The sequence below is a fragment of the Planctomycetota bacterium genome (assembly GCA_016872555.1).
Lineage (GTDB): Bacteria > Planctomycetota > Planctomycetia > Pirellulales > UBA1268 > F1-20-MAGs016.
This window is the reverse complement of sequence record VGZO01000004.1, coordinates 88,070-110,514: the sequence shown is the minus strand read 5'-3', so window position 1 is coordinate 110,514 and position 22,445 is coordinate 88,070. Positions and strand designations below refer to the sequence as shown.

15 protein-coding genes are annotated in these 22,445 nt (G+C 73.3%); 2 read left to right on the top strand and 13 right to left on the bottom strand.

The window, feature by feature from the left end:
• Nucleotides 1–10: 10 nt before the first annotated feature.
• Entirely contained in the window at nt 11–922 is a 912-nt protein-coding gene (locus FJ309_02490) for a hypothetical protein (GenBank protein MBM3953486.1), read from the bottom strand.
• On the opposite strand from FJ309_02490, the gene FJ309_02485 reads away from it, so the two are divergent.
• Both FJ309_02485 and FJ309_02480 read left to right on the top strand, forming a co-directional pair.
• Nucleotides 897–4,568, top strand: a complete 3,672-nt coding sequence (locus FJ309_02485) for a DUF1553 domain-containing protein (protein MBM3953485.1) — start codon at nt 897–899, stop codon at nt 4,566–4,568. The genes FJ309_02490 and FJ309_02485 overlap by 26 nt on opposite strands.
• The gene (locus FJ309_02480) at nt 4,558–5,967 is read left to right on the top strand and encodes a DUF1501 domain-containing protein (protein ID MBM3953484.1); all 1,410 of its coding nucleotides are present in this window, start codon (nt 4,558–4,560) and stop codon (nt 5,965–5,967) included. Before FJ309_02485 ends, FJ309_02480 begins: the two co-directional genes overlap by 11 nt.
• A 9-nt stretch (nt 5,968–5,976) precedes the next feature.
• On the opposite strand, the gene FJ309_02475 is transcribed toward FJ309_02480, so the two are convergent.
• From FJ309_02475 to FJ309_02420, 12 genes are all read right to left on the bottom strand, one after another.
• Nucleotides 5,977–6,810: a TIM barrel protein gene (locus tag FJ309_02475; GenBank protein ID MBM3953483.1), complete on the bottom strand. Its 834-nt coding sequence runs from the start codon at nt 6,808–6,810 to the stop codon at nt 5,977–5,979.
• A gap of 71 nt (nt 6,811–6,881) precedes the next feature.
• Entirely contained in the window at nt 6,882–7,694 is an 813-nt protein-coding gene (locus FJ309_02470) for an SDR family oxidoreductase (protein MBM3953482.1), read from the bottom strand.
• A 41-nt stretch (nt 7,695–7,735) separates the two neighbouring features.
• Nucleotides 7,736–8,947 (bottom strand): amidohydrolase family protein, encoded by a 1,212-nt coding sequence (locus FJ309_02465; protein MBM3953481.1) that lies wholly within the window; start codon nt 8,945–8,947, stop codon nt 7,736–7,738.
• Between the two features lie 9 nt (nt 8,948–8,956).
• Nucleotides 8,957–9,979, bottom strand: a complete 1,023-nt coding sequence (locus FJ309_02460; protein MBM3953480.1) for a zinc-binding dehydrogenase — start codon at nt 9,977–9,979, stop codon at nt 8,957–8,959.
• Between the two features lie 39 nt (nt 9,980–10,018).
• The gene (locus FJ309_02455; protein ID MBM3953479.1) at nt 10,019–10,729 is read right to left on the bottom strand and encodes a D-arabino 3-hexulose 6-phosphate aldehyde lyase; all 711 of its coding nucleotides are present in this window, start codon (nt 10,727–10,729) and stop codon (nt 10,019–10,021) included.
• 8 nt (nt 10,730–10,737) lie between these two features.
• Nucleotides 10,738–12,141, bottom strand: coding sequence for a Gfo/Idh/MocA family oxidoreductase (locus tag FJ309_02450; GenBank protein MBM3953478.1), 1,404 nt, complete (start codon nt 12,139–12,141; stop codon nt 10,738–10,740).
• 193 nt (nt 12,142–12,334) lie between these two features.
• A complete protein-coding gene (locus FJ309_02445) occupies nt 12,335–13,180 on the bottom strand; it encodes a PEP-CTERM sorting domain-containing protein (GenBank protein ID MBM3953477.1) in 846 nt (281 codons plus the stop codon).
• A gap of 245 nt (nt 13,181–13,425) precedes the next feature.
• On the bottom strand, nt 13,426–14,001 hold the full coding sequence (locus FJ309_02440) for an SIS domain-containing protein (protein ID MBM3953476.1): 576 nt from the start codon (nt 13,999–14,001) through the stop codon (nt 13,426–13,428).
• Nucleotides 14,002–14,037: 36 nt separating this feature from the next.
• The gene (locus FJ309_02435) at nt 14,038–15,159 is read right to left on the bottom strand and encodes an ROK family protein (protein ID MBM3953475.1); all 1,122 of its coding nucleotides are present in this window, start codon (nt 15,157–15,159) and stop codon (nt 14,038–14,040) included.
• Nucleotides 15,021–17,204 carry an acetylxylan esterase gene (locus FJ309_02430; protein ID MBM3953474.1) on the bottom strand — a complete coding sequence of 728 codons (2,184 nt, stop codon included), beginning with the start codon at nt 17,202–17,204 and terminating at the stop codon, nt 15,021–15,023. Before FJ309_02430 ends, FJ309_02435 begins: the two co-directional genes overlap by 139 nt.
• 38 nt (nt 17,205–17,242) lie before the next feature.
• On the bottom strand, nt 17,243–21,520 hold the full coding sequence (locus FJ309_02425) for a c-type cytochrome (GenBank protein ID MBM3953473.1): 4,278 nt from the start codon (nt 21,518–21,520) through the stop codon (nt 17,243–17,245).
• A 47-nt stretch (nt 21,521–21,567) separates the two neighbouring features.
• On the bottom strand, nt 21,568–22,320 hold the full coding sequence (locus FJ309_02420) for a DUF1501 domain-containing protein (GenBank protein MBM3953472.1): 753 nt from the start codon (nt 22,318–22,320) through the stop codon (nt 21,568–21,570).
• Nucleotides 22,321–22,445: the final 125 nt, after the last annotated feature.

Here is a 22,445-nt window from a genome sequence, read left to right as displayed (position 1 = left end):
CGCGACCCGGTCAGTCGGCCGGGCCGGCGAGGATCCGGTCGTTCTCGCTGTCGACCACGACCAGCCTGCCCTGCGGGTCGATCGCGGCACCGTGCGGGCGGTCGAGCTGCGTCGAGCGCCAGTCGGCGCCGACGGCAGTGCCCGCCTGCGTCGGCACGCCGGCCACCGTCGTGATCGTGCCGGCCTGCGGATCGAACCGCCGGATGCAATGGTTCTCGGTGTCGACCACGAGCACGCGGCCGGCGCCGTCGAGCGCCACGTACTTTGGCCCGGCGAGGAGGGCGTCGGCCGCCGGGCCGCCGTCGCCCCCGTAGCCCGCCCGGCCGGCGGCGTTGACCACCGTCCGCAGCCGGCCGTCGCGGATCGCCACCAGCGCGTTGCCCTCGCGCAGCGCCAGGTAGATCGTGCCGTCGGGAGCCCGGCAGGCGGCCCGCGGACCGGCCAGCGGTGATTCGGTCGCGACCGCGCCGTCGAGCGGGCGCCCCGCGGTGCCGTTTCCGGCCACCGTCGTCACCGTGCCGGCGGCGAGGTCGATCCGGCGGAGGCGCGCGTTGCGGATGTCGCAGACGAGCAGTCCACGGCCGTCTGGCTCCAGGGCGCAGCAGTAGGGCTGGTTGAACGCGGCCGCCGTCGCCGGTCCCCCGTCGCCGCCGGAGCCCGCCGCGCCGGTGCCGGCGAGCACCCGTACCGTGCCCGACGCCGGGTCGAACGCACGGATCACGTGGTTGAACGTGTCGGCCAGGTAGACGGCGCCGTCGCGACCGATCGCCAGATCGTGGAGGCCATGGAATCGCTGGTCGGCTCCGGGGCCGGCGGTGACTGAAAACGGCGGCTGCTTGGTGTCGGTGACGTGGAACGTGCCGGCGAGGAACTCCGGGGCCCCGCCCCCGGCCGGTATGCGGAACAGCCGGTTGCCACGCATGAACTCGACCCCGTGGAGCCGTCCGGCGGCGTCGAACGCGACGGCGAACGGTTCGTTGACCAGGGCGGGATCGGGCTGCCGGCCATGGCGGCCGCCGGGCGCTCCGACGACGACCTCGATCCCCGGTGCCGCCGCAGGGAGGAGGAGCAGGGCGAGACCGACGACTCGGATGACCGGCAGGCAGCTCATGGCGACGGCCCTGGAATGGGGTGGAAGCGGGAGCGGCGCGATGGCACGCCGGCGGCCGACGTTGTCGCCGCGGCCGACGCCGCAGGTCAAATTGCCGGCCGGGGGCCCGCGGGCCAAAATAGGTAATTCCCCACAGGACTTTGCCGTGGTCCGAACCGCCCGCCCCCGTGCCGGTCATGTGCCGAGTTGGACGCTGGTCGCGGCCTGCTGGGCGGGGCTGGTGGTCGCTGTCTCGGGCGCGGCCGCGGAGCCGCCTCCGGGGGGAACCTCCGCCGCGGCGCTCTCGCACTTCGAAGCCCACGTCCGTCCGCTGTTGGTCGCGCGCTGCCAGCGCTGCCACGGCGAACGCGAACAGAAGGGGGGCTTGCGCGTCGACGGGCTCGTCGGCCTGCTCCGTGGGGGGGATTCCGGGCCGGCGATCGTCGCCGGCGAGCCGGCGGCGAGCTTGCTCGTGGCGGCGGTCCGCCACGACGGCCTCGCGATGCCCCCCGACGGGCGGCTGGCAGACGGGGAGATCGCCGCGCTCGAAAGCTGGATCGCTGCCGGGGCCCCCTGGACGGGCACCGCGCCGGCGGCCGAACTGATCGCCGCCGGGCTCCCCGCGGACGACGTCGCGGCGGGACCGCGCCCGCGCTCGTGGCGCGACGGCATCACGGCCGCCGACCGCGCTCACTGGGCCTACCGCCCTCTCGTGCGTCCGCCGCTACCGCCTCCGACCACCGCTGCCACCACCGACCATCCGGTCGACCGGTTCATCGACGCCGCGCTCGCCGGCGCGGGGCTCGTGCCGGTCGGCCCGGCCGCGCCCGACGTGCTCGTGCGGCGGTTGTCGTTCGACCTCCTCGGCGTGCCTCCGACACCGGTCGAGACCGCGGCCTTCGCCGCCGATCCGGCTCCCGACGCCTCCGAGCGGCTCGTCGATCGGCTCCTCGCCGATCCGCGCCGCGGCGAGCGGATGGCGCGGCATTGGCTCGACCTGGCGCGCTACGCCGAGAGTGACGGGTACCGGCAGGATGCCTTCCGGCCCACCGTCTGGCGCTACCGCGACTTCGTCGTCGGTGCGTTCGCGGCCAACATGCCGTTCGACCGGTTCTTGCAGTGGCAGATCGCCGGCGACGAGATCGCGCCGCAGGATCCGGCCGCCCTGGTCGCGACCGGCTTCCTCCGGCAGACCCCGTACGAATACAACCAGGTGGACGCCGTCGGCCAATGGACGGCGATCCTCACCGAGGTCACAGACGTCGCCGGCGACGTCTTCCTGGCGACGGGGATGGGCTGCGCCCGCTGCCACGACCACAAGTTCGATCCCGTTCCGCAGGCCGACTACTACCGCCTCCAGGCGTTCTTCGCCGCGCTCGACTGGCGCGACGATGCCGTCGTCGATCCTCCGGGCACGCCGGCGTTGACCGCGGCGCAGCAGGCCTACGCGGCCCGGGTGGCCGAGTACCGTGCGAGGCTGGCGACCATCGAGGAGGGCGCGCGGTTCCCGGCGGCGTGGGCCGGCCAACTGCCCCTGTCGCGCTTCCCTGAATCGACGCAGGAGATGATCCTCCGCGAGCCGCAGCGCCGCGCGCCCTGGGAGGAGCAGATCGTGCGCCTCGCCTCCCGGCAGTTGAAGTTCACGCCGCCCGGGCTCGGGGGTGAGGACCAGCGCTGGCACCAGTGGCTCACGGAGGAATTGGCCGCGTTCGAGAAGGAGCACGCCGCCGACAAGCCGCCGGCGCCGGCGCTGGCTGCGGTCGCCGGTGACGTCGGCCCCCGCGCTCCGCCGACGCGGATTCCCGGCGGGGGCCCGGTCGAGCCGGGCGTGCCCGCGGTCCTCGGCGGCACGGGCGCGACGATCGAGCCGATCACCGCCGCGCCGGGCAGGCGCGGGTCGACCGGTCGGCGCCGGGCGCTGGCGGAGTGGCTGACCTCGGCGGCCAATCCGCTCACGCCGCGCGTCGTCGCCAACCGCGTCTGGCAGTGGCACTTCGGCCGCGGGCTCGCTGCCAATGCCAGCGACTTCGGCCGTCTCGGCGGCGCTCCCGACCATCCCGAGCTGCTCGATTGGCTCGCGGTCGAACTCGTCGAATCGGGCTGGGACGTCGCCCGGCTCGAACGCCTGATCCTCACCAGCGCCGCCTACCGCCGCACCTCGCGCCTCGCTGCCGACGATCCGGCCGTCGCCCGTGGCCGTGCCGTCGACCCCGACAACCGCCTCTGGTGGCGCCAGGATTGCCGCCGGCTCGACGCCGACCAGGTCCGCGACGCGGCCCTCGCCGTGTCGGGCGAGCTCGAACCGACGGTCGGCGGCCCGAGCGTGCCGCCGACGGCGCCGCGCCGCAGCCTCTACGTGACCGCGTTCCGCAACACGCGCGACGCTCTCGGCGAGGCGTTCGACGCCCCCGACGGCTACGCCAGCTGCGCGCGGCGCGAGGCCACCACGACCGCGACGCAGGCCCTGTTCCTCGTCAACGGCGAATGGCTCCTCGCCCGCGCCCGGGCGCTGGCGCTGGCGATCGAGCGCGACTCGGCCGCCGGGCCGGGCGCCGACGCCGACCGCGCCGCCGCCGCCCTGCGGCGCGCCACCGGACGCGAGCCGCCGGCGGCCGCGGTCGCGGAGGCGGCGGCGTTCCTCGCCGCCCAGCAGCGGCTGCTCGATGCCGATGCGTCGACGCAGCTGGCCGGATTCACGCGGCGGATGCCGCAGCGCGATGGCCTCGCCGCGGTCTTCGATCCCGCCGGGGAGGCGCCGGTGCTGGCGCTGCCGGGAGCCGCCCCGGCGACGTCGCCCGACGGCTTCACGCTCGAGGCCGCGGTGCTCCTCGAGTCGGTGGCCGGCGATGCCACCCCGCGCACGATCGCCGCCGCCTGGAACGGCAACGCCAAGGAGCGCGGGTGGGCGCTGGGCGTGAGCGGATCGACGGGCCGGCTCGCGCCGCAGTCGCTCGTCCTCCACCTGGCGGGCGGGACCGGCGCCGTGGAGACGGTCGCTCCCGAGATCCGCCTCGAGGTGCAGCGCCCCTACGCGATCGCCGTCAGCGTGCGCCCCGCCGTGGGCGGCCCCGGCGAGGCGCTGTTTTTCGTCCTCGACCTTTCCGACAACGATGCCGCGCCGGTCGAGCGCCGGATGCCGCTCGCCGCGCCCGGGCCGTTCACCGGCACGGCACCGTTCACGATCGGTGGGCGCGACGGCACCGCCGGCGCCCCCTGGGCGGGGCTGATCGACGACGTCCGGCTCACCGCCGCGGCGCTCGGGCGGGAGCAGTTCCTCCCCGAGCCGGTGCCCGGCGTCGTGGGGCACTGGACGTTCGAGGAGCGCCCCGGGTTCTTCGCCGATGCCTCCGGGCAGGAACGGGCGCTCGAGCGCCCCGGCGTCCGCCGGCCACCGGTGGCCGACGTCCCGCGCTACGAGGCCCTCGTCGATCTGTGCCACGTCCTCCTCTCGTCGAGCGACTTCCTGTATGTCGAATGACGGCGAACCGATCGGACCGTCCCCCAGCGGCCGCCGCCACTGGCTGCGGACCGCGGGCTGCGGCTTCGGCCTGACGGCGCTGGCGGCGCTCGACGCGGAGGCCGACGATCCACTCGGCGCGCGCCTGCCGCATCATCCGGCGCGGGCACGGAGCGTGATCTTCCTGTTCATGGAAGGGGGACCGAGCCACCTCGACCTGTTCGACCCCAAGCCGCTGCTCCGCGATCTGGCCGGGGAGCGGATCCCGGCGAGCTTCGCACCGCCGATCACGGCGATGGGGGAGAGCCAGTCGCCGCTCCTCGCCGACAAGCGCGTCTGGCGGCGCCACGGCCGGTGCGGGGCCTGGGTCAGCGACTGGATGCCGCACGTCGCCGGACATGTCGACGAGTTGGCGATCATCCGCTCCTGCGTCGCCGACGGCATCAACCATTCCGGCGGAGTCTGCCAGATGAACACCGGCGCCGTCCTCGGCGGCCGGCCGAGCCTCGGCGCATGGTGCGTGTACGGCCTCGGCACCGAGAACGCCGACCTGCCGGCATTCGTGGTGATGCAGGACAGCGACGGGCAGGTGGTGAACGGCCCGCGGAACTGGGGCGCCGGCTTCATGCCGGCCGTCTACCAGGGAACACGCGTCGGCGGCACGCCGCCGATCCCCAACCTCTCGGCGCCGCGCGGTCTGTTCGCGGAGCGCCAGGAGGGGAAGCTCGACCTCCTCGGACGGATCAACGGCCGGGCGGCCGCGGCCTTTCCGGACCACAGCGAACTCGCGGCCCGGCTCCGGACCTACGAGTTGGCCCACCGGATGCAGGCCGCGGCGCCGGCGGCCGTCGATCTCGCCGCGGAGACCGCCGCCACCCACCGCCTCTACGGCCTCGACGACGACGTCACCGCGCCGTTCGGCCGCACCTGCCTGCTCGCCCGGCGGCTCGTGGAGCGCGGCGTGCGGTTCGTGCAGCTGTACCACGGCGCGGGCAGCAAATGGGACGCCCATTCGGGGATCGAGAAGAACCATGGCGAGCTGTGCCGCAAGGTCGACCGGCCGATCGCCGGGTTGCTCGCCGACCTCCGCCAGCGCGGGCTGCTCGACTCGACGCTCGTCGTCTGGGGGGGCGAATTCGGGCGGACGCCGATGAGCGAGAAAGGGAATGGCCGCGACCACAACCCGTCCGGATTCACGATGTGGATGGCCGGCGGCGGCGTGCCCGGTGGGGTCACGATCGGTGCCACCGACGAGCTCGGCCTCCACGCCGTCGAGGACCGGATGCACGTCCACGACCTCCACGCGACGATCCTGCGGATCCTCGGCCTCGATCATCGCCGGCTGGTGTGGATGGCGCAGGGGCGCCCCGAGCGACCCACGCTCAACGAGGGGGTGCCGCACCCGCTCCTCGCCGGGTGAAGCAGGCGCTCAGACGCCGGCCGGCCAGTATTCGGCGATCTTGCCACGGAGGAAGATGACGCTGCGGGCCAGCTGATCCACGCCGTCGACGCCGTCCTCGATGCTGATCCACCCGGCGAAGCCTCGGGCACGCAGTTCGGTGAAGATCGCGTCGTAGTCGTTGAGTCCCTTTCCGATCTCGCCGTGGCGGAGGCGGCGGGCGTAGCCCTGGCTGCCCCCCTCCTCGCGGCGCAGGTCGTCGAGCGTGCCCTCGATCAGGAAGCGGTCGCTGGCGTGCATCGTGACCACGCGGTGGGAGACGCGGCGGAGCAGGTCGAGCGGATCGTCGCCGGCGAGGTAGGCGTTGGAAGGATCGTAGTTGACGCCGAACCCGGCGTCCGGGATCCGCTCGACGAGGCCGACGAAGGCGTCACGCCGCTGGGCGAACTCGGGATAGTCCCAGAAGTCGTCCTTGTAGTGGTTCTCGAGGACGAGCGTCACGCCCCGGCTGCGGGCGTGGGGCAGGCAGGCCCGGATGCAGTCGGCGGCGAGGTCGAGCCCCGCCGCCTCCGCCAGCTCCGGGCGGCGCTGGCCGGAGAGGACGCGGCAGAACGACGCCCCCAGGGCGTGGGCGGTGTCGATCCACTGGATCTGCCGCTCGATCTGGGCGCGGCGGAAGCCGGCATCGGGATGGGTGAAGTCGGGGGAGCAGCAGAACATCGGGATCGTCATCCCGCGCTCCTCGACCATCCGGCGGAATCCCGGCCAGCGGGCCGCGTCGGCCATCTCGAGGAACCCGGCGTACCACTCGAGCCCGTCGAGGTCGAGCGTCGCGGCGAGGTCGATCCACTCGGCCAGCCGCATGCTGCCGTCGCGGCACAGCGCCTGCATGTAGGCCTTGGGAAACGCTGCCAGCCGCGGGCGCGGGGATGCGGTCATGGGGAGGGGGCCTTCGGGGCGAGGTACTTGAGCGGGTTGCGGCCGATGACAGGGTATTGTTCGAGGTCGCAGACCTGGCCGCTGACCGGTCCCGACTCGTCGGCGAGGAAGCCGACCGCGACGGCGGCGATCTCCGCCGGCGTGAACAGCCGCCCCGACGGGGCGAATTCGCGCGGGATCCGCCGCTCCCATTCGGCCTCGAACCCCTGGCTCCGTTTCCGCGAAGATTCGTTCTCCGTGAGCACCCAGCCGGGGTTGATTTGGTTGACGCGGATCCCCTCCTCGCGGAACAGCACGTCGCCGAGGTTGCGCGTCAGCGTCGCCAGCGCGCCTTTCGACATCGAGTAGGGGAGGAGGTTGGGCTCGCCGCTCCAGGCGTTGATGCTGCCGATGTTGAGGACGGCGCCGCGGGTGGCGGCGAGCGCCGGCAGCGCCGCCTGGACGAGGAGCAGCGGCACCAGCGCGTTGACGCGCATCACGCGCTCGAACAGCGCGGCGTCGGTGGAGCGGACGTCGCCGGTGACGACCGCGGCCGCGTTGTTGACGACGGCGTCGAGTCGGCCGAAGTGGTCGACGGCCAGATCGACGAGCGTCCGCGGGCAGTGGGCCTCGGTCAGCTCGCCGACGTGGCCCACGCCCCGCGCGACACCGTCGGCCGCACCGACCGCGGCCACCACACCGGCGACGAGGTCGGGCTCGAGACCGTGGACGACGACCCGCGCGCCCTCGGCGGCCGCGCGGAGGGCGATCGCGCGGCCGATTCCGGTCGCGCTGCCGGTGACGATCACGACCTTGTCGGCGAGGCGCATCGGCAGGCTCCAAGGGGCACCGATCTTACCGGCGCCGGCGATCAGCCCGGCAGCGGGACCCCGGCGATGATCGTGCGGCGGACGGCCAGCCGCCGCGAAAGGAGGAGGATGTCGGCCCGCTTGCCGGGCTCGAGGCTCCCGACCTCGGCGGCGATCCCGGCCCGTTCGGCGGGGGTCAGGCTGGCGAGGCGGATCACCGTCGGCAGGTCGGCGCGGGTCGCGGACTGCATCGTGCGCACGCAGTGGTCCATGCCGACGACCGAACTGGCCAGCGAGCCGGCGGCCCGGCCGACGGAGCCATCGCTCTCGAACCAGCTGCCTCGGGCTTCGTGGCCGAACCGGTAACGCCCCGGCGGCATGTCGAGGGCCCGGCTTGAGTCGGTCACCAGGCACAACCGGCGCGGCCCGAGCATCGAAAGGGCGAAGGCGAGCAACTCCGGGCCGAGGTGGGCGCCATCGGCGATCACCTCGGTCCCCATCTCCGGCGTGGCGAGCACGAACTGCTCCATCCCCGCCTCCATCGGCGTCCCGCAGCGGGCGCGGAGCGAGGTCACGGAGCTCATCGCGCACCAGAAGTGATCGACGTGGCGCACGCCGGCGCGGAACGCGGTGGCCATCTCTCCCCAGGTGGCATTGGAGTGGCCGCAGGTCACGAGGCAGCCGCGCCGCGCCGCGGTGCGGTAGAACGCCACCGCCCCCGGCAGTTCGGCGGCGCAGGTGGCGATCCGCACCAGATCGTCACGGAACCAGCCGCGGTACTCGCGCGGCAGGGGATCACGGCGGCCTGAGGATGGGTGGCAGCCGACCTTGTCGGCGGCGAAGTAGGGACCGTAGACGTGGACCCCGGCGATCCGCGCCCCCGCGGCGGGGGTCCAGGAGTCGCGCACCGCGCGGCAGGCCGCCAGCAGCGCCGCGATCTCGGCCGGGGCGCCGGTCGTGGTGGTGGGAAACAGCGTCGTCGTCCCGTGCCTGGCATGGCAGGCGAGGACGCGGCGCACCGCATCGGGCGTGGCATCCATGAAGTCGGCGCCGCCACCACCATGGACGTGGAGGTCGACGAATCCGGGGGCGATCAGGCCCCCCCGGGCGTCGATGGCGGTCACGCCGGCGGGCCGGGCTGCCAGCGGGCCGACCGCGACGATCCGGCCGCCACGGCAGACGACGCTCCCCTCCGGCACGAGCCGATCGGGGAGGACGAGCGTGCCGCCGTGGACGACGAGGTCGCCGGCGGCGGGGGTGGGGGGAGTGGCCACGGAGGGCGTTCAGGTCGGGGCGAGGACGCTCTTCACCACCGCTCCGGAGTGCATCTGCTCGAAGGCATCGTGCCAGTGCTCGAACGACCAGACGCCGCCGATGATCGGGCGGACATCGAAACGTCCCGACGACAGCAGCGCGATGACTCGCTCCCAGATCGGCCAGTTGTGGCTGAAGCTCCCCTGGAGGGTGACGTTCTTCTGGACGAGCGGATCGAGGCTGAAGCCCAGCGGCGCCCGCCCCCACCCCACCTTGCTGATCCAGCCGGCTGGGCGGACGAGGTCGAGCGCGGCCTGGAGCGTGGCGCTGACGCCGGCTGCGTCGATGACGCCGTCGCAGCCGAGGCCGTCGCGGGCCAGCGCCCAGTCGCGGGCGTCGCCGACGATCGGCTCGCAGCCGTACCGCCGCGCGACCTCGAGCCGCGTGGTGTCGCCGGCCAGACCGACGACGGCCACGTCGGCCCCACACAGCCTCGCCATCGCCGCGCAGAGAATCCCGATCGTGCCCGGGCCGAGGACGACGACGCGGTCGCCGGGTTCGATCCGTGCGTTCTTCACCACGGCCGAGTAGGCGACGCAGCAGGGCTCCGTCAGGCAGGCCTGCTCGAACGGGAGATGGTCGGGGATGGCGTGGAGGATCCGGGACGGGACGCGGACAAAGCGTGTCATCGCACCGTCGACGCCGTAGCCGAACCCTTTCCGCGACGGGTCGAGGTTGTAGAGCCCGCGCCGCGAGAGTGGGCAGTCAGGATCGATGACCGCCGCGGTCTCGCTGACGACGCGCGCGCCCTCGCGCCAGCCGCGGACCTCGCTCCCCACCGCTGCGATCGTGCCGCAGAACTCGTGGCCGAGGACGACTGGATAGTTGACCTGCCAGGAATGGTCGCCGGTCCACTGGTGGAGATCGCTGCCGCAGACGCCGACGTTGGCGACCTCGAGGAGGACGTCGGTGTCTCCGATGGCCGGCGGCGTGACGTCGCGGAGCTCGACCGAGCCGCGGGCGGCGGCGAAGTTGACGACGGCGGTGGGCATCGGGACGGCCTCGGAAGGCGGGGGGCGGTCAGGGCGCGGTCAGGCCCCCGGGCTGCGGTCGGGGACGCGCTGGGAATGGACGGCGTCGCAGATCATTCGCAGCGACGCGGCAAGGTTGCCGTCGGCGGTGCGGAAGGCGTCGGCGTCGATCGTCAGCGGCGCCCCGAGCACGACCAGCGGCGCGCCGTAGGACGGGCAGGCGATCGCCTGCTCGAGCGACAGGCCTCCCACCGCCTGGACCGGCACACGGACCGCGGCGACGACCTCGCGGAGTTGGTCGAGGGGGCTGGGCATGCGCCGGCCCGCGGCGGCGATCCCGCGCCGTTCGTCGTAGCCGACATGGTGGACGACGTAGTCGCAGCCGAGGTCCTCGAGCCACTTCGCCCCGGCGACCATGTCGGGGCAGACCATGTTGTCGCCCATCACCTTGGCACCGAAGTCGGCCCCCGCCCGGACAACGCACTTGATCGTCTCTTCGTGCGCGCGGGCCATGACGACGACATGGGTCGCGCCCGCCTTGGCCATCATCTCCGCCTCGAGGTAGCCGCCGTCCATCGTCTTCAGGTCGGCGACGATCGGCACCCCCGGAAATGCCTGCCGCAGCGCGCGAACGCCGTGCAGCCCCTCGGCGAGGATCAAGGGTGTGCCCGCCTCCAGCCAATCGACCCCGGCGCCGAGCGCCATCGCGGCGGTCGCCAGCGCCTCGTCGAGGTTCGTGAGGTCGAGCGAGATCTGGACGATCGGTCGCATGGTGCGTGTCAGTCGTGGTATTCGTACTTGAACCGCCCCGGCATCGGCACGGGGTAGCTGAAGTCGGGACCGAGCGTGACCGGTGCCGGCGAGTCGGCGGTGAACGTCGCCACGCCGGCGGTCATGTCGTCGGGGCTGTTGAGCAATTCGTCGAACGTGACCGCCTTCCCGGTGTGGGCCGCCACACGCCCCATCGCCGTCGCCAGGCTCGCCTCCGCCCCGCGGACGGCTTCGTTGTAGGGCTCGTCGGCGAGGATCGCAGCGACGAGGTGCTCCCACTCGCGGCGGTAGGGATTGGGCTCCGGCTGCTCGGCCGTCCAGACGAGATTGTCCTTCTCCGACTTCTGTCCCTTGTAGATCGCGCACTTGGCGGGGGAATGGCCGCTGGCGGAGATCGTGAATGCCCCCTTCGTGCCCTGGCCGAAGACGCCGAACTTCTGGTCGCAGTTCTTCGTGTGCCGACCCGAATAGAAGAACTTCGTCCCGTCGTCGAACGTGTATTCGACGGCGTAGTTGTCGAAGTTCTGGTCGTCGAGCCGTCCCTTGTAGTGCCGTCCGCCGGTGGCCTCGGCCTTCACCGGCCAGCCCCCCTTCATCCAGCACACCTCGTCGATGTGGTGGACGTAGTAGTCGCTGTAGATCCCGCCGCTGGCCCAGAGGAAGCCGTGGAACCGCCGGATCTGCCAGAGCAGTTCGCTGAGCCCTTCGGGCGGACCGGGAAACAGTTCGAAGCTCTGGGCCGGCGTGTGCATCCGGTAGCCGCGGAAGTCCATCAATTCCCCCGCCTCGCCGGCGCGGAGCCGGTCGAACAGTTCGCGGCGGCGGTCGCAGTGGCGGCACATCAGCCCGACGCCGACCTTGAGTTTCTTCTCGTCAGCCTTGGCGGCCAGTTCGATGATCCGCTTGGTGCTCGGGCCGTCGATCGAGACCGGCTTCTCCATGAACACGTGGCAGCCCCTCTCGATCGCCTTGGCGAAGTGAGCCGCACGGAAGGCGACCGGCGTCGCGAAGATCGCGATCCCGCCGGGCGCGAGCGACTCGATCGCCTTGTCGTAGGCGTCGAAACCGATGAACACCCGGTCGTCCGGGACGTCGACCTGATCCTTGAACTGCTCGCCGATCGAACGGCGGACGATCTCGGCGCGGTCCTTGAAGACGTCGGCCAAGGCGACGATCTTGACCGGCTTGCCCGACACCGAGAGGGCGTCGACCGCCGCGCCGCCGCCACGACCGCCGCAGCCGATCAGCGCCGCCGGGATCTGGTCGCTGCCGGCGGCATGGACCGCCGGAGCGCGGAGGGCGAGCACGGTCCCGGCCGCCGACGCGGCAGCGATGCCACGGCCGAGGAAGTCGCGCCGCGACGGTCGCGTGGCCACGACCGGACGCCGTGGCAGGATCGGTTGGATGGCCATGCGAGCCTCCGAATATGGAAGGAATCGGTTTTGCCGTCGGTCGGCAGGATCCCACCGCGGCCTCGCGGCCGCCAGTCTCCCCACACCGATGGCGGCGAGTGTACCTGGCGCCGGACGACACGAAAACGCCCCGCCGACGGCCGGAGAACCGGTCGCTGGCGGGGCGCCCGAAGGCCCGTCGATTGCCAGCCGCTCACGCCGTCCGGGTGATGCTCTGAGGTGTGATCGGCCGGCCGGTCGGTGAGACGCTGATCGCGTTGAGCGAGACGCTCGTCATTGCGGCGATCAGCAGCGCCGTGGTGACGCGCCGTTTCTTGCGCATGCCGGCGACGCAGGCGCCTACCAAACCGACGCCGGCGAGCATCATCGTCGACGGCTCCGGCACGGCGACGCCGACGAGCATGTTGTTGACGGTGACGTAGGTGTTCGTGTCGTTGGGAAACGAACCTGCCGACACGTAGTTCACCCGCAGCGACGTGATCGGCTCGATCGGATTCACGTACGACGCGAAGCCGATATAATTGTCGCTCGGCGACGTCCCGGTGGTGACCGAAAAGGTCTGCGCCGTCGCGTTGTTGACCGAGATCGAGATCGTCCCGCTGACCAGTTGCCCGGTGTCGAAATTCCATAGTGAGAAATTGGCGCCAACGGCGGTCGGTAGGCGCAGACCGTCACCGGTCAGGGGCGTGATGATCAGGGTCTTCGTGGCGGTGTCCAATCCGGCAGCCGACAGACCGACCGGGGTCTGCACGAAGCCGAAGCTCCCCGACGTGGTGAGCTGGTACTGATAGCCATTGACGGCATTGGGAGTCGGGAACGTCAGCGGTTCGGTCGTGGGATTGGTTCCCGAGACGCCGAACGACGCGGCGTACCGGTTCGTGCCGCCGGCGACGACCGTGTTGGTGAACCACGACTGGGCCCCCGGCCCGGAAAACGTCTCGATGGTGCCGGCGACCGTCGGGCCGGCGCAGGCGATCATCGACACCGCCGTCACGAACCATCCGCTCCACCGCGCGCAATGGCGACCCTGGCTGGACATGGCCAGTCATCTCCTCTCGGGACTGAGTCGCGCTGCCCCAGCGCAGAACTCGTCCAAGCACTGTGCAAGCCGTGTGCCAGCAAGGCGGAATCGGGAGAAGACAGGCTTAATTGGCGAAAAACGACGCAGAAACGAGAGTTTTTTCCGCGTCGGACTTCAGGTGACGCGGCGACGGGAGCGCCACCTGGGGCGAATCGCTCCACTTCGCCAGGCCGCGGGCGGCGTTGATCGCCCCAGCGATCCGCTCAGCCGCTCAGCTCCACGACGGCATAGCAGATCATGTGGAGGATGTTCATCTGGGCATCCTCGACCCGGCCGTAGTGATGGTCGTCGACCACGAGCACGTGGTCGCACAGATCGGCCAACCGGCCCCGCTTGCCGCCGACGAGGGCCAGGGTTGCGAGCCCCTCGCGGCGCGCGTACTCGGCGGCCTTCACGAGGTTCGGCGAGTTGCCGCTGACGCTCGCCAGGATCAGAACGTCACCGGCGGCGGCATGGTTGCCCAGTTGACGGACGAAGATGTCCTCGTAGGCGTAGTCGTTGCCGATCGCGGTGATCCACGAGACGTTGTCGGCGAGGGACAGCACACGGAACGGTCGCCCCGCCGCTTCGGAGGCGTTTTTTCCGAGGTCGGTGACGAAATGGGACGCGTTGGCCGCACTGCCGCCGTTGCCGCAGACGAAGATCCTCTTCCCCTCGCGCCCCGCGCGCCGCACCAGTTCGATTGCGGCGGCGATGGCGACCGTCGGCACCGAGGAGATCGCCCGGTCCTGGTGGGCGACGTAGCTGGCGACCCAATCGACGAGGGACGGTTCGGACATGCAGCCTGCTCCGGGGACGGGGCACTCGATCCCCGATCATGCCCCGTCAGGCGATCGCCCGCAATCGTCGAGCGCCGCCAGCGCCGCACCGACCGGAACGACGTCGGCCCCGAGCGCCGCCAGGCGGACCGGGGGACCCGGGCGAAACGGCTCCATCACCAGCGGCGTGAGCCGGGCCGCGACCGCCGCACGCCACGCTTCTCCGATCGTCGCCACACCGCCGCCGAGGACGATGACGTCGGGATTGACGAGCTGGACGACGTGCGCCAGCGCATGGGCGTAGGGGGCGGCGGCGCCGGCGAGGATGTCACTCGCGGCGGCGTCGCCCGCCGCGAGTGCGGCGGGAAGGAGGCGTGCCGAGGGGGGATCGTGAGTGGCGGCGGCGAGCCGGGCGAGGCACCCCGATGGCGCGCCGGCGATCTCCGCGCGCACGCGGCGGTCGATCGCCCAGCCGGAGGCCACCTCCTCGAGGATCCCGCCGTCGGCGGCGAGACGCAGGTGCCCCAGTTCCATCTCGCCGCCGGAGCGGCCGTGGTAGAGCCGGCCGGCGATCACCAATCCGGCGCCGATCCCGCTGCCGGAGTTGGTGTAGAAGACGACCCGTGCGCCCCGCCCGGCGCCGACCGTGGCCTCGGCCAGCGCCGCGGCGTTGGAGTCGTTTTCAAGGACGCAGGGGACAGCTCCCAAGGGGGCGCGGACTTCGTCGGCGACCCAGGCGGCGAGGGGGAAATCAGCCCAGCCGCCGACGTGGAAACTCGTCGCCACCACCCCACGGGCCCGGTCGACCGGACCGCCGAAGCCGATCCCGACGGCACGGATCGCGCCCCTGGTGCCGTGCGCTGTGGTGAGCAGATCGGCCAACTGGCCGGAGAGCGCGGCGCGGATCGCCTCCGCCCCGCCGGCGGGCGCGACCGCGTCGGCACGGCGCACGAGGACGGCGCCGCCGTCGGCCACGATCGCCGACTGGAGCTTGGTGCCGCCGATCTCGATGCCGATCGCCGCCGGGCGGAGCGCCGGCGTCACTTCGCCACCCACGCGGCGGCAGCGCCGGCCACGTCGGCCTTCGCGCCGCCGAACCGGGTCACGGCGCCCGGGGTGCCGGTTGCCGTGAACGCGGCCACGACGACCGGCGGGATCTCCGCCTCGCCGGCCAGCCACAGCCGCCCCGGGGCTCCCGCCGCGAGCATCCCGGGGAGGTCGAGGTACTTGCCCGCGCCGGGGAGGAACGCCGGGTCGCGGTAGTCGACCAGCGTGGCGAAGCGGAATCCGCCCGTGTCGATCGCCGCGCCGTCGATGGCCGCGCCGGCGACGGCACGGGCCGCGGCGGCGATCGGCCCCCGGCTGCCGAGACCGACGAGCGCGACGCTGCTCGGCGCCGGATGGTCGCCGACCTTCGCGGTCCGCACGAAACGAACCAGCCCGAGGACGTCGTGGACGCGCTGCGCGAACAGGGTGTGGTTGTAGCCGAACGTGTAGGCCGGAGCCTCGCGCGGATTCTTCACCACCCGCTGGCGGCCGTCGGCCTCGGCCGGCGGGGTGAACAGGTCCGGTGCGACGACACTCGCGCCGCCGGCCACGAGCGTTGCCACCGGCGTTACCGCCACCCCGTCGGCCTCGAGTGCCCGCGACCCGCCGTCGTCGAGCCAGATCACGACCGTGCCGTTCCAGGCGGCGGGATGGAGCCAGACCAGCGGCACCTCCTCGCCGTGGGTGGTGTTGGCGAGCGTCCCGGCCATCCGGGTGACGCCCCCGGCGGCGGTCTTGGCCGCGACGCTCCAGGTCGCATCGCCGGCCGTGGCGACCGTCCGGCCGATGACCGTCTGCCATGCTGGCCGGAGCACGTCGGCGAGTCCTGCGGGGGTGGCGGCGGCGGCGGTCAACGCCGCGGTCGAGCCGGCGGCGAGGCGCGCCAAGAGGTCGCGCTCGAACTGCGGGTCGGCGGCCGGCGGGGCGGGGTGATCGGCGTCCCAGACGGAGAGTTGCTCGCGCGCCAGCGGCTCGTAGTCGCGCTCGACCACCGGCTCGGGGAACCCGAGGGCGAACTGCTTGTTGAGGAAGGTGTAGAAGGCGGAGCGCGAGACGGCGTTGTAGTTGTGGGGGAAGTGCTCGCCGCGCTTGAGCGCCACGGCGTCCTTGGCGCCGTGGAGCGCGTAGGTCGCCTGGAGGTCGGGGAAGCCCTTCGCCGCCAGTTCCCGCGTCCAGTCGTCGGCGGTGTTCAAGATCTGCGGGCGCGGCGCGCACAGCGCCGCGAACTCGACGTTGCCGGTGCCGACGCGGAGCAACGATGCGTTCTCGCAGGTGCAGCCCCCCTGCATCGCCGTGCTCACCATCACCATCGGGCCCGAGAGGGCGATCCGGTCGTCGACGGCCGCCAGCAGCATCGTCTGCGTCCCGCCGCCGCTGGCGCCGGTGACGGCGATCCGCGCCGGATCGACCTCCGGCAGCGAGAGGACGAAGTCGACCGAGCGGACGGCGTTCCACGTCTGCAGCCCCATGATGCTCTGGAGGTGGGATTCGGCCTGCGGGCTGTAGAGGCCCCAGCGTTCGGCCGCGTTCATCTCGGGACGCTGCTTGGCGAACCCGTGGACCACCTCGCGGGAAAACTGCACCGCGTCGGAATCGGAGAGCATGTCCCACTGCCAGACGACGCAGCCCATCCGCGCCAGCTGCACGCACAGCGACTGGAACCGGCTCCGCCCCCCCTGCTCGAAACGCTCCTCACCGGCCGCGATCTCCCGGCGCAGCGCCGCCGGGTCCTGCTCGGAGAGCCGGGCATCCTTCCAGTGGCCGTGGGCGAACAGCACCGCCGGCACCTTCTGGCCTTCGGCGAGCCCCGCCGGCCGGTAGAGGTTGCCGGTGACGAACAGACCCGGGACGCTCTGGAACGACACCTTCGACACCGTGTAGCCGGCGCCGCCGGCGTTCCCGACGGCGCCCGGGCCCTTGGTGACGGTCCCGTGGATCGACGGCTCGAGCGGCGTCTTCGCCGGCGCCGGCCACAGGCCCTGCGACACCAGCACGCGCCGCCGCACGTCCGCGCGCCGCGCCTGCCACTCGTCGAGCGCTGCCGGGGGCGTGAACGGGAAGAAGCCGTCGAGGTCCTCGAGCGGTCGGAGCCGGGCATCCTCGGCATGGCCGGCCGTGGCGACGACGGCCAGGGCGACGGCGAGCAGGCGACACGCGACGCGGACACTGGCAACCATGCAAGACTCCTGCATCCAGAGGCAGCGGTGGGCGGGGATCACGGCACGCGCGGCACGGGGCGGCCGTCGCGGAGAAACTCGATCAAGTCGACGAACTCGACGGCGGGGATCGTGCGCCCGAACCCCTCGGGCATCAGCGACCGCCCGGTGGCGGAGAGCGTCTCGATGGCCGAGCGCGGCACCGCGCGGCGCTCGCCGCCGGCACGGGCGAGCACGACCGTGTCGGCGCTGCTCTCCACGAGCACGCCGTCGACGACGTCCCCATCGACGGTGACCACCACCGCGGCCTCGTAGCGCGGCTCGACGGAGCGGTTGGGATCGACGATGTCGGTCACGAGTTTCTCCAGCGGCCGGTCGGCGGCCTCGGCGAGATCGGGGCCGACAGCCTGCCCCGAGCCGCCGGCACGGTGGCAGGCAGCGCAGTGGCGGGCGAAGACGTCGCGGCCGCGCCCGAGGTCACCGCCATGGGCGGCCAGCGCGACCAGGTCGCCGATCCGCGCGGCGGCCTCGCCGGCACCCTCAGGGGGCCAGATCCGCGCGGCCGCAACGCGGATCCCCTCGTCGGCCGACTTGGCCAGCACGGCGCGGCGGTCGAGCGGCACGAGAGCGGCCGGCACCTTCCCCTCCTCGATCGCCGTCAGCAGGCCGGCGGCGGCGTCGCGGCGATCGGCCACGGTGCCGATCACGGCGGCGCGCACGGTCGGCTCGAGACCGGGAAGGGCGTCGATCACCAGCGCCAGTGCCGTCGGATCGGCACTCGTGGCCAGCGCTCCCAGCGCCGCCTGCTGGATCGGGGCCGGTTGGGTCCGCGCGGCGAGGCCCCCGAGGCATTCGCGGACCACGGCCGGGTCGGCAGCCGCGGCCGCGGGCGCTGCCTCCCCGCCGGCGGCAGCCGCGAGGCAGCGGATCGCGGCGAGGCGCGACCCTGTGGCCGCGCTGGCGTCGGCGGCCACGGCGGCCGCGCGGTCGACGGCACCGGCGAAACGCCGGCGGTCGGCGCGCCCGGCCAGCGGCACACGGCGCACCAAGCCTCCCAGCACCGCGACGTCGAACCATGCACCCCGGACGCCGGAGTCGGTGGCCAGTGCCACCAGCCCGTCGACCTCGGCGGGTGTGCCGGCGGCGGTCGCCGCCAGCGCGTCGACGAGCCACTCGCGGTCGGGCGCGGGGGAGAGCCGGGAAGAAGCCCCGGCGATGGCGTGGAGCAGTTCGAGCGCCCGGCCCCGTGCTCCCGAGGCGATCGCCCGGGCGGTGAAGCCGTCGAGATCGCCTCGCAGCGCGGCTGCGGCGAGGGCCGCCGTGGCAGCCGGGGAATCGCGCCCCGCGGCGAGGAGCGTCGCCTCGAGGCGGACGGCGGGATCGGGATCGGCGGAGAGGCGCGTCGCGAGCGTGTCGGCGAGGTCGCCCCGGTCCACCCCCGGTCCCCACCAGCCGACGGCCTCCTGCGCCAGCCGTGCGGCGGTTTCGCGGACGGGCGCATGGCTGCTCGCGGCGGCGCGGGCGACCTGGGCCGGCGTGAGCCTGCCGAGACCGTCGAGCGCCCACAGTGCGTGGACCGTGGCCGGGAGCTCGTCGACCGTGGCCACGAACCGCTCCAATTCGTTTGCCGCGTCGGCGAAGCGACCCTCGACGAGGAGCCGCTGGGCGGTGTCACGCCGCCAGCCGTTGGGGTCGGAGAGCAGCGCGACTGCGGCGGCAGCGGTGGCCGGAGGCTCCCAGGGGCGGATGGGCCGGGCCGGATCGCGGATCCGCCACACGCGCCCTGCCGTGTCACCGGCCCGGTGGTCGACGGTGGCGGCGACGCCGGGGGGCATGTAGTCGGGGTGCTCGACGCTGCCGCGGCACATGTCGACGACCCACAGCGCGCCGTCGGGGCCCGTGGCCGTGAACACCGGGCGGAAGAAGGTCTCGCGCGCGGCGAGGAAGTCGCGGCCGTCGGGCTCGACGCGCCGGCTGGCGAATGCCGTCCCGGCGCGCTGGAGGCGGCGACGGGTGACGAGGTGGCCGACCGGCTCGCAGGTGAAGGCATCGCCGACGGCGTCGGGACCGAGGAGATCGCCACGGAAGATCGTCAGGCCGCAGGCGCTGGTGTGGGTGCCGGCGTGCGACAGCGCCGTCGACCGCGTGGCGACGATCGGGAACACGCGGCTGTCGGCGCCGGACGGCGCGGCATCGGCGGAGCCGGGGCCGACGTCGACCAGCGCGTTGCGCTCCAGCGCCGCCGCCGGCAGGATCACGGCGACCAGCGGGTTGCGATTGCTGGCGACGAAGCGCCGGCCGACGTCGTCGCGAGTGTTGCCGAACTGGCCGAAGCCGGCGGCGGCGGCGAGCGTGCCGCGGAGCGGGTCGTAGCGGAGGTCGCGGCGGTCGATCGACACGCCGGTGTCGGCGGGATCGCCGGGGCGGTGGACTTTGCCGCCGGACAGCCCTCCGGTGATCCAGACCGCGTTGTCGATCCCGAGTGTCGGGCAGGCGGCACGGAGCTGCGGATTACCGACCCTGAACCCCGTCGCCACCACCTCGCGGCGGTCGGCACGGCCGTCGCCGTCGTCGTCGGCGAGGAACACCAGGTCCGGGGAGGCGGTGACGAGGATCCCGCCGCGCAGCGCCAGCACCCCCTGGGCGAAGGCCAGCCCGTCGGCGAACGTCGTCGACGACTCGAACACGCCGTCACCGTCGGCGTCGTCGAGACGGACGATCCGCGACAGCGGCGGCCCGCCCCCCGGCGGACCGGTGGGATAGTCGCGGTACTCGACGACGTAGGGGCGGCCGCGCTCGTCGAACGTGATCGCCACCGGATCGACGACCGCCGGCTCCGCGGCGGCGAGCTCCATCACGAGGCCGTCGGGCAGTTCGGCAGACCGGCGCACCGCCGCGGGCGCCGGTGCCTCGCGCGCCAGTTCGTCGGCCATCGCCACCAGGGCGTCAAGCAGCACCGCGGACGAGGACGCGTCGAGGCGGTTGGTTCCCAGCCAGGTCTCGTAGCCGCCGAGGCGATGGTGGCGGGCCGACGGCAGGTAGCCGAAATAGCCGTGCGCCAGCGACACGAGCACCGCCGGCCGGCCCGCCGCCCGCCGCGCGAATTCGAGGCCGATCTCGGCGAACACCTCGCACGGCATCGTGCCGATCACCCCCGGGCCGAGCCGCAGCACCTGGACCGGCACGGCAACGCGCGGCGGGTGGTCGGCCAGCGCCAAGACGCGCTCGGCGTAGATCCACGGCAGGTCAGCCTTGCCAGGGGGCGGCGCGGCGCCGGCGCGCGTCTGCCGCGCCCACGCCAGTTGCTCCGCCGTCGGGACGCGGTGGCCGACCTCGACCTCGCGGGCCCGGCAGCCGAGCCGCGCGTCGGCGGAGCAGGCTACGCCGGGGAGGGCGGCGGCGACGCGCGCGGCGAGATCGTGGGCGACGAGGCGCATCTGCTCGGAGGGCGCGCGCGGCGGGCGCGTGCCGGTGAAGTCGATGTTGTTGACGTCGCCGCTGGCCCCGTTGGCGAGCATCACCAGCGCCGTACCGTCCGGGCCGGCGGTCCGCCGTGCCAGTTCGGCGGCGAACTCGGCGAAATAGTCGGCCGAGATCTCCCCGGGGCCGACGCCACCGACATAGTGGAGGCCGTAGGTCGCCATCACCGCCAGGAGGCCGCCGCCGCGGCGCCTGACCGCGAGGAACGAGAGCGTGGGATCGGTCGGGCCGGCGGGCTCGACGAGATCGGTGCTCCCGGCGGGGGGATTCATCTGCACCATGTCGACCGCGCCGAACGGATTGGCGGGCACGGTACCTGGGCGCATGTGCCAGCGCCGGTTGGAGAGGTGCTCGGGCGCCTCGACGGCCCCCCAGCCGATCTCCGCCGGCACGAGCCCACCGGCTGCCGTGGCGACGGCGGCGCCGATCTTCGCGACGACCGCTTCCTGATAGGCGTCGAGCGGGGCGGCGGCGGCGAGCCGGTCGCCGAGGGCGCTGGTGGCCGAGTGGGTGTGGGTGGCCGCGATGAGGACGGCCTCGGGGGGGATCCCGACGTCGCGCGCGATCCGCGCCCGCGCCGCGTCGCTCACCGCGCGGTGGATCCCGAGCAGGTCACAGACGACCAGCGCCACCTTCGTCGTGCCGTCGTCGAGGACCAGGCAGCGCGCGTGGAGCGGATCGTGGACGGCGCGGACGGGCACCGGGAGAAACCCGCCGATGATCTCCCCTGGTGTTTCGCCCGGAGGGGTGATCTCGACCAGGGCGACACCGGCACGAAGGCCACTGGCGGCTGCGGGGGCCATCGCGCCGGCGACGGCCAGTGCGACGACGATCACGGGCAGGGGGGGGCGGCGCATCGGCGGTGACGACCGGACGAGCCGGTGCTCCGAGGGGAATTGACGGCTCAGAGGAGCTCGGCGATCGGGGCCCCGGACGGGAGGATCGGCATCGGCCGCCCCGCATGGTCGGTCACGGTCCACGACGGGTCGATCCCGAGGTGGCGGTAGACGGTCGCCCAGACGTCGTTGGGCGACAGCGGCCGGTCGCGCGGGTGGCCCCCCTGGGCGTCGGTGGCGCCGATCACCTGACCGCCGCGCGTGCCCCCGCCGGCGACGAGCAGCGACATCGCGCCGGGCCAGTGGTCGCGCCCCGGCTGGTGGACGTTGGTCTGCGAGCCGACGACGTTCTCGAGGCGCGGCGTCCGGCCGAACTCCCCCGTGACCACCAGGAGCACGTCGCGGTCGAGGCCGCGGGCGGAGAGATCCTCGACCAGCGCCGTGACCGCCTGGTCGTAGTACGGCAGCCGCCAGCGGGCGTCGTCGAAGATGTGGCAATTGACGACGTGCGAATCCCAGTTGTAGGTGCCGCTGGCGGGCATCGTGCCCCCGGGATGCTCCATCACGACCGTCACGAACGTGCATCCCGCCTCGACGAGGCGCCGGGCGAGCAGCGCCCGCTGGCCGAAGCGGTGGCGACCGTAACGCTCGCGGACGGCATCCGGCTCGCGCGCCAGATCGAAGGCCGCGCGGGCGGCGGGGCTGGTGAGCATGTCGACGGCCTGGGCGTCGAACGCGTCGCGGGCGCGGAGCATGCCGCCGGCGTCGAGGTCGGCGCGGAGCCGGTCGAGCCCGGCGTTAACGCGCGGAGTCCGAAGCATCGGATATTCTCCCCCTGTCGGCTCGACGGTCGATCCGTCGAATCCACGCTTGCCATCGCCGATTCGAGTGTACCCCTCCCGGGGCGGTTGGCAGACTGCGGAAAAACGCTGCCGCGGCTGGATCG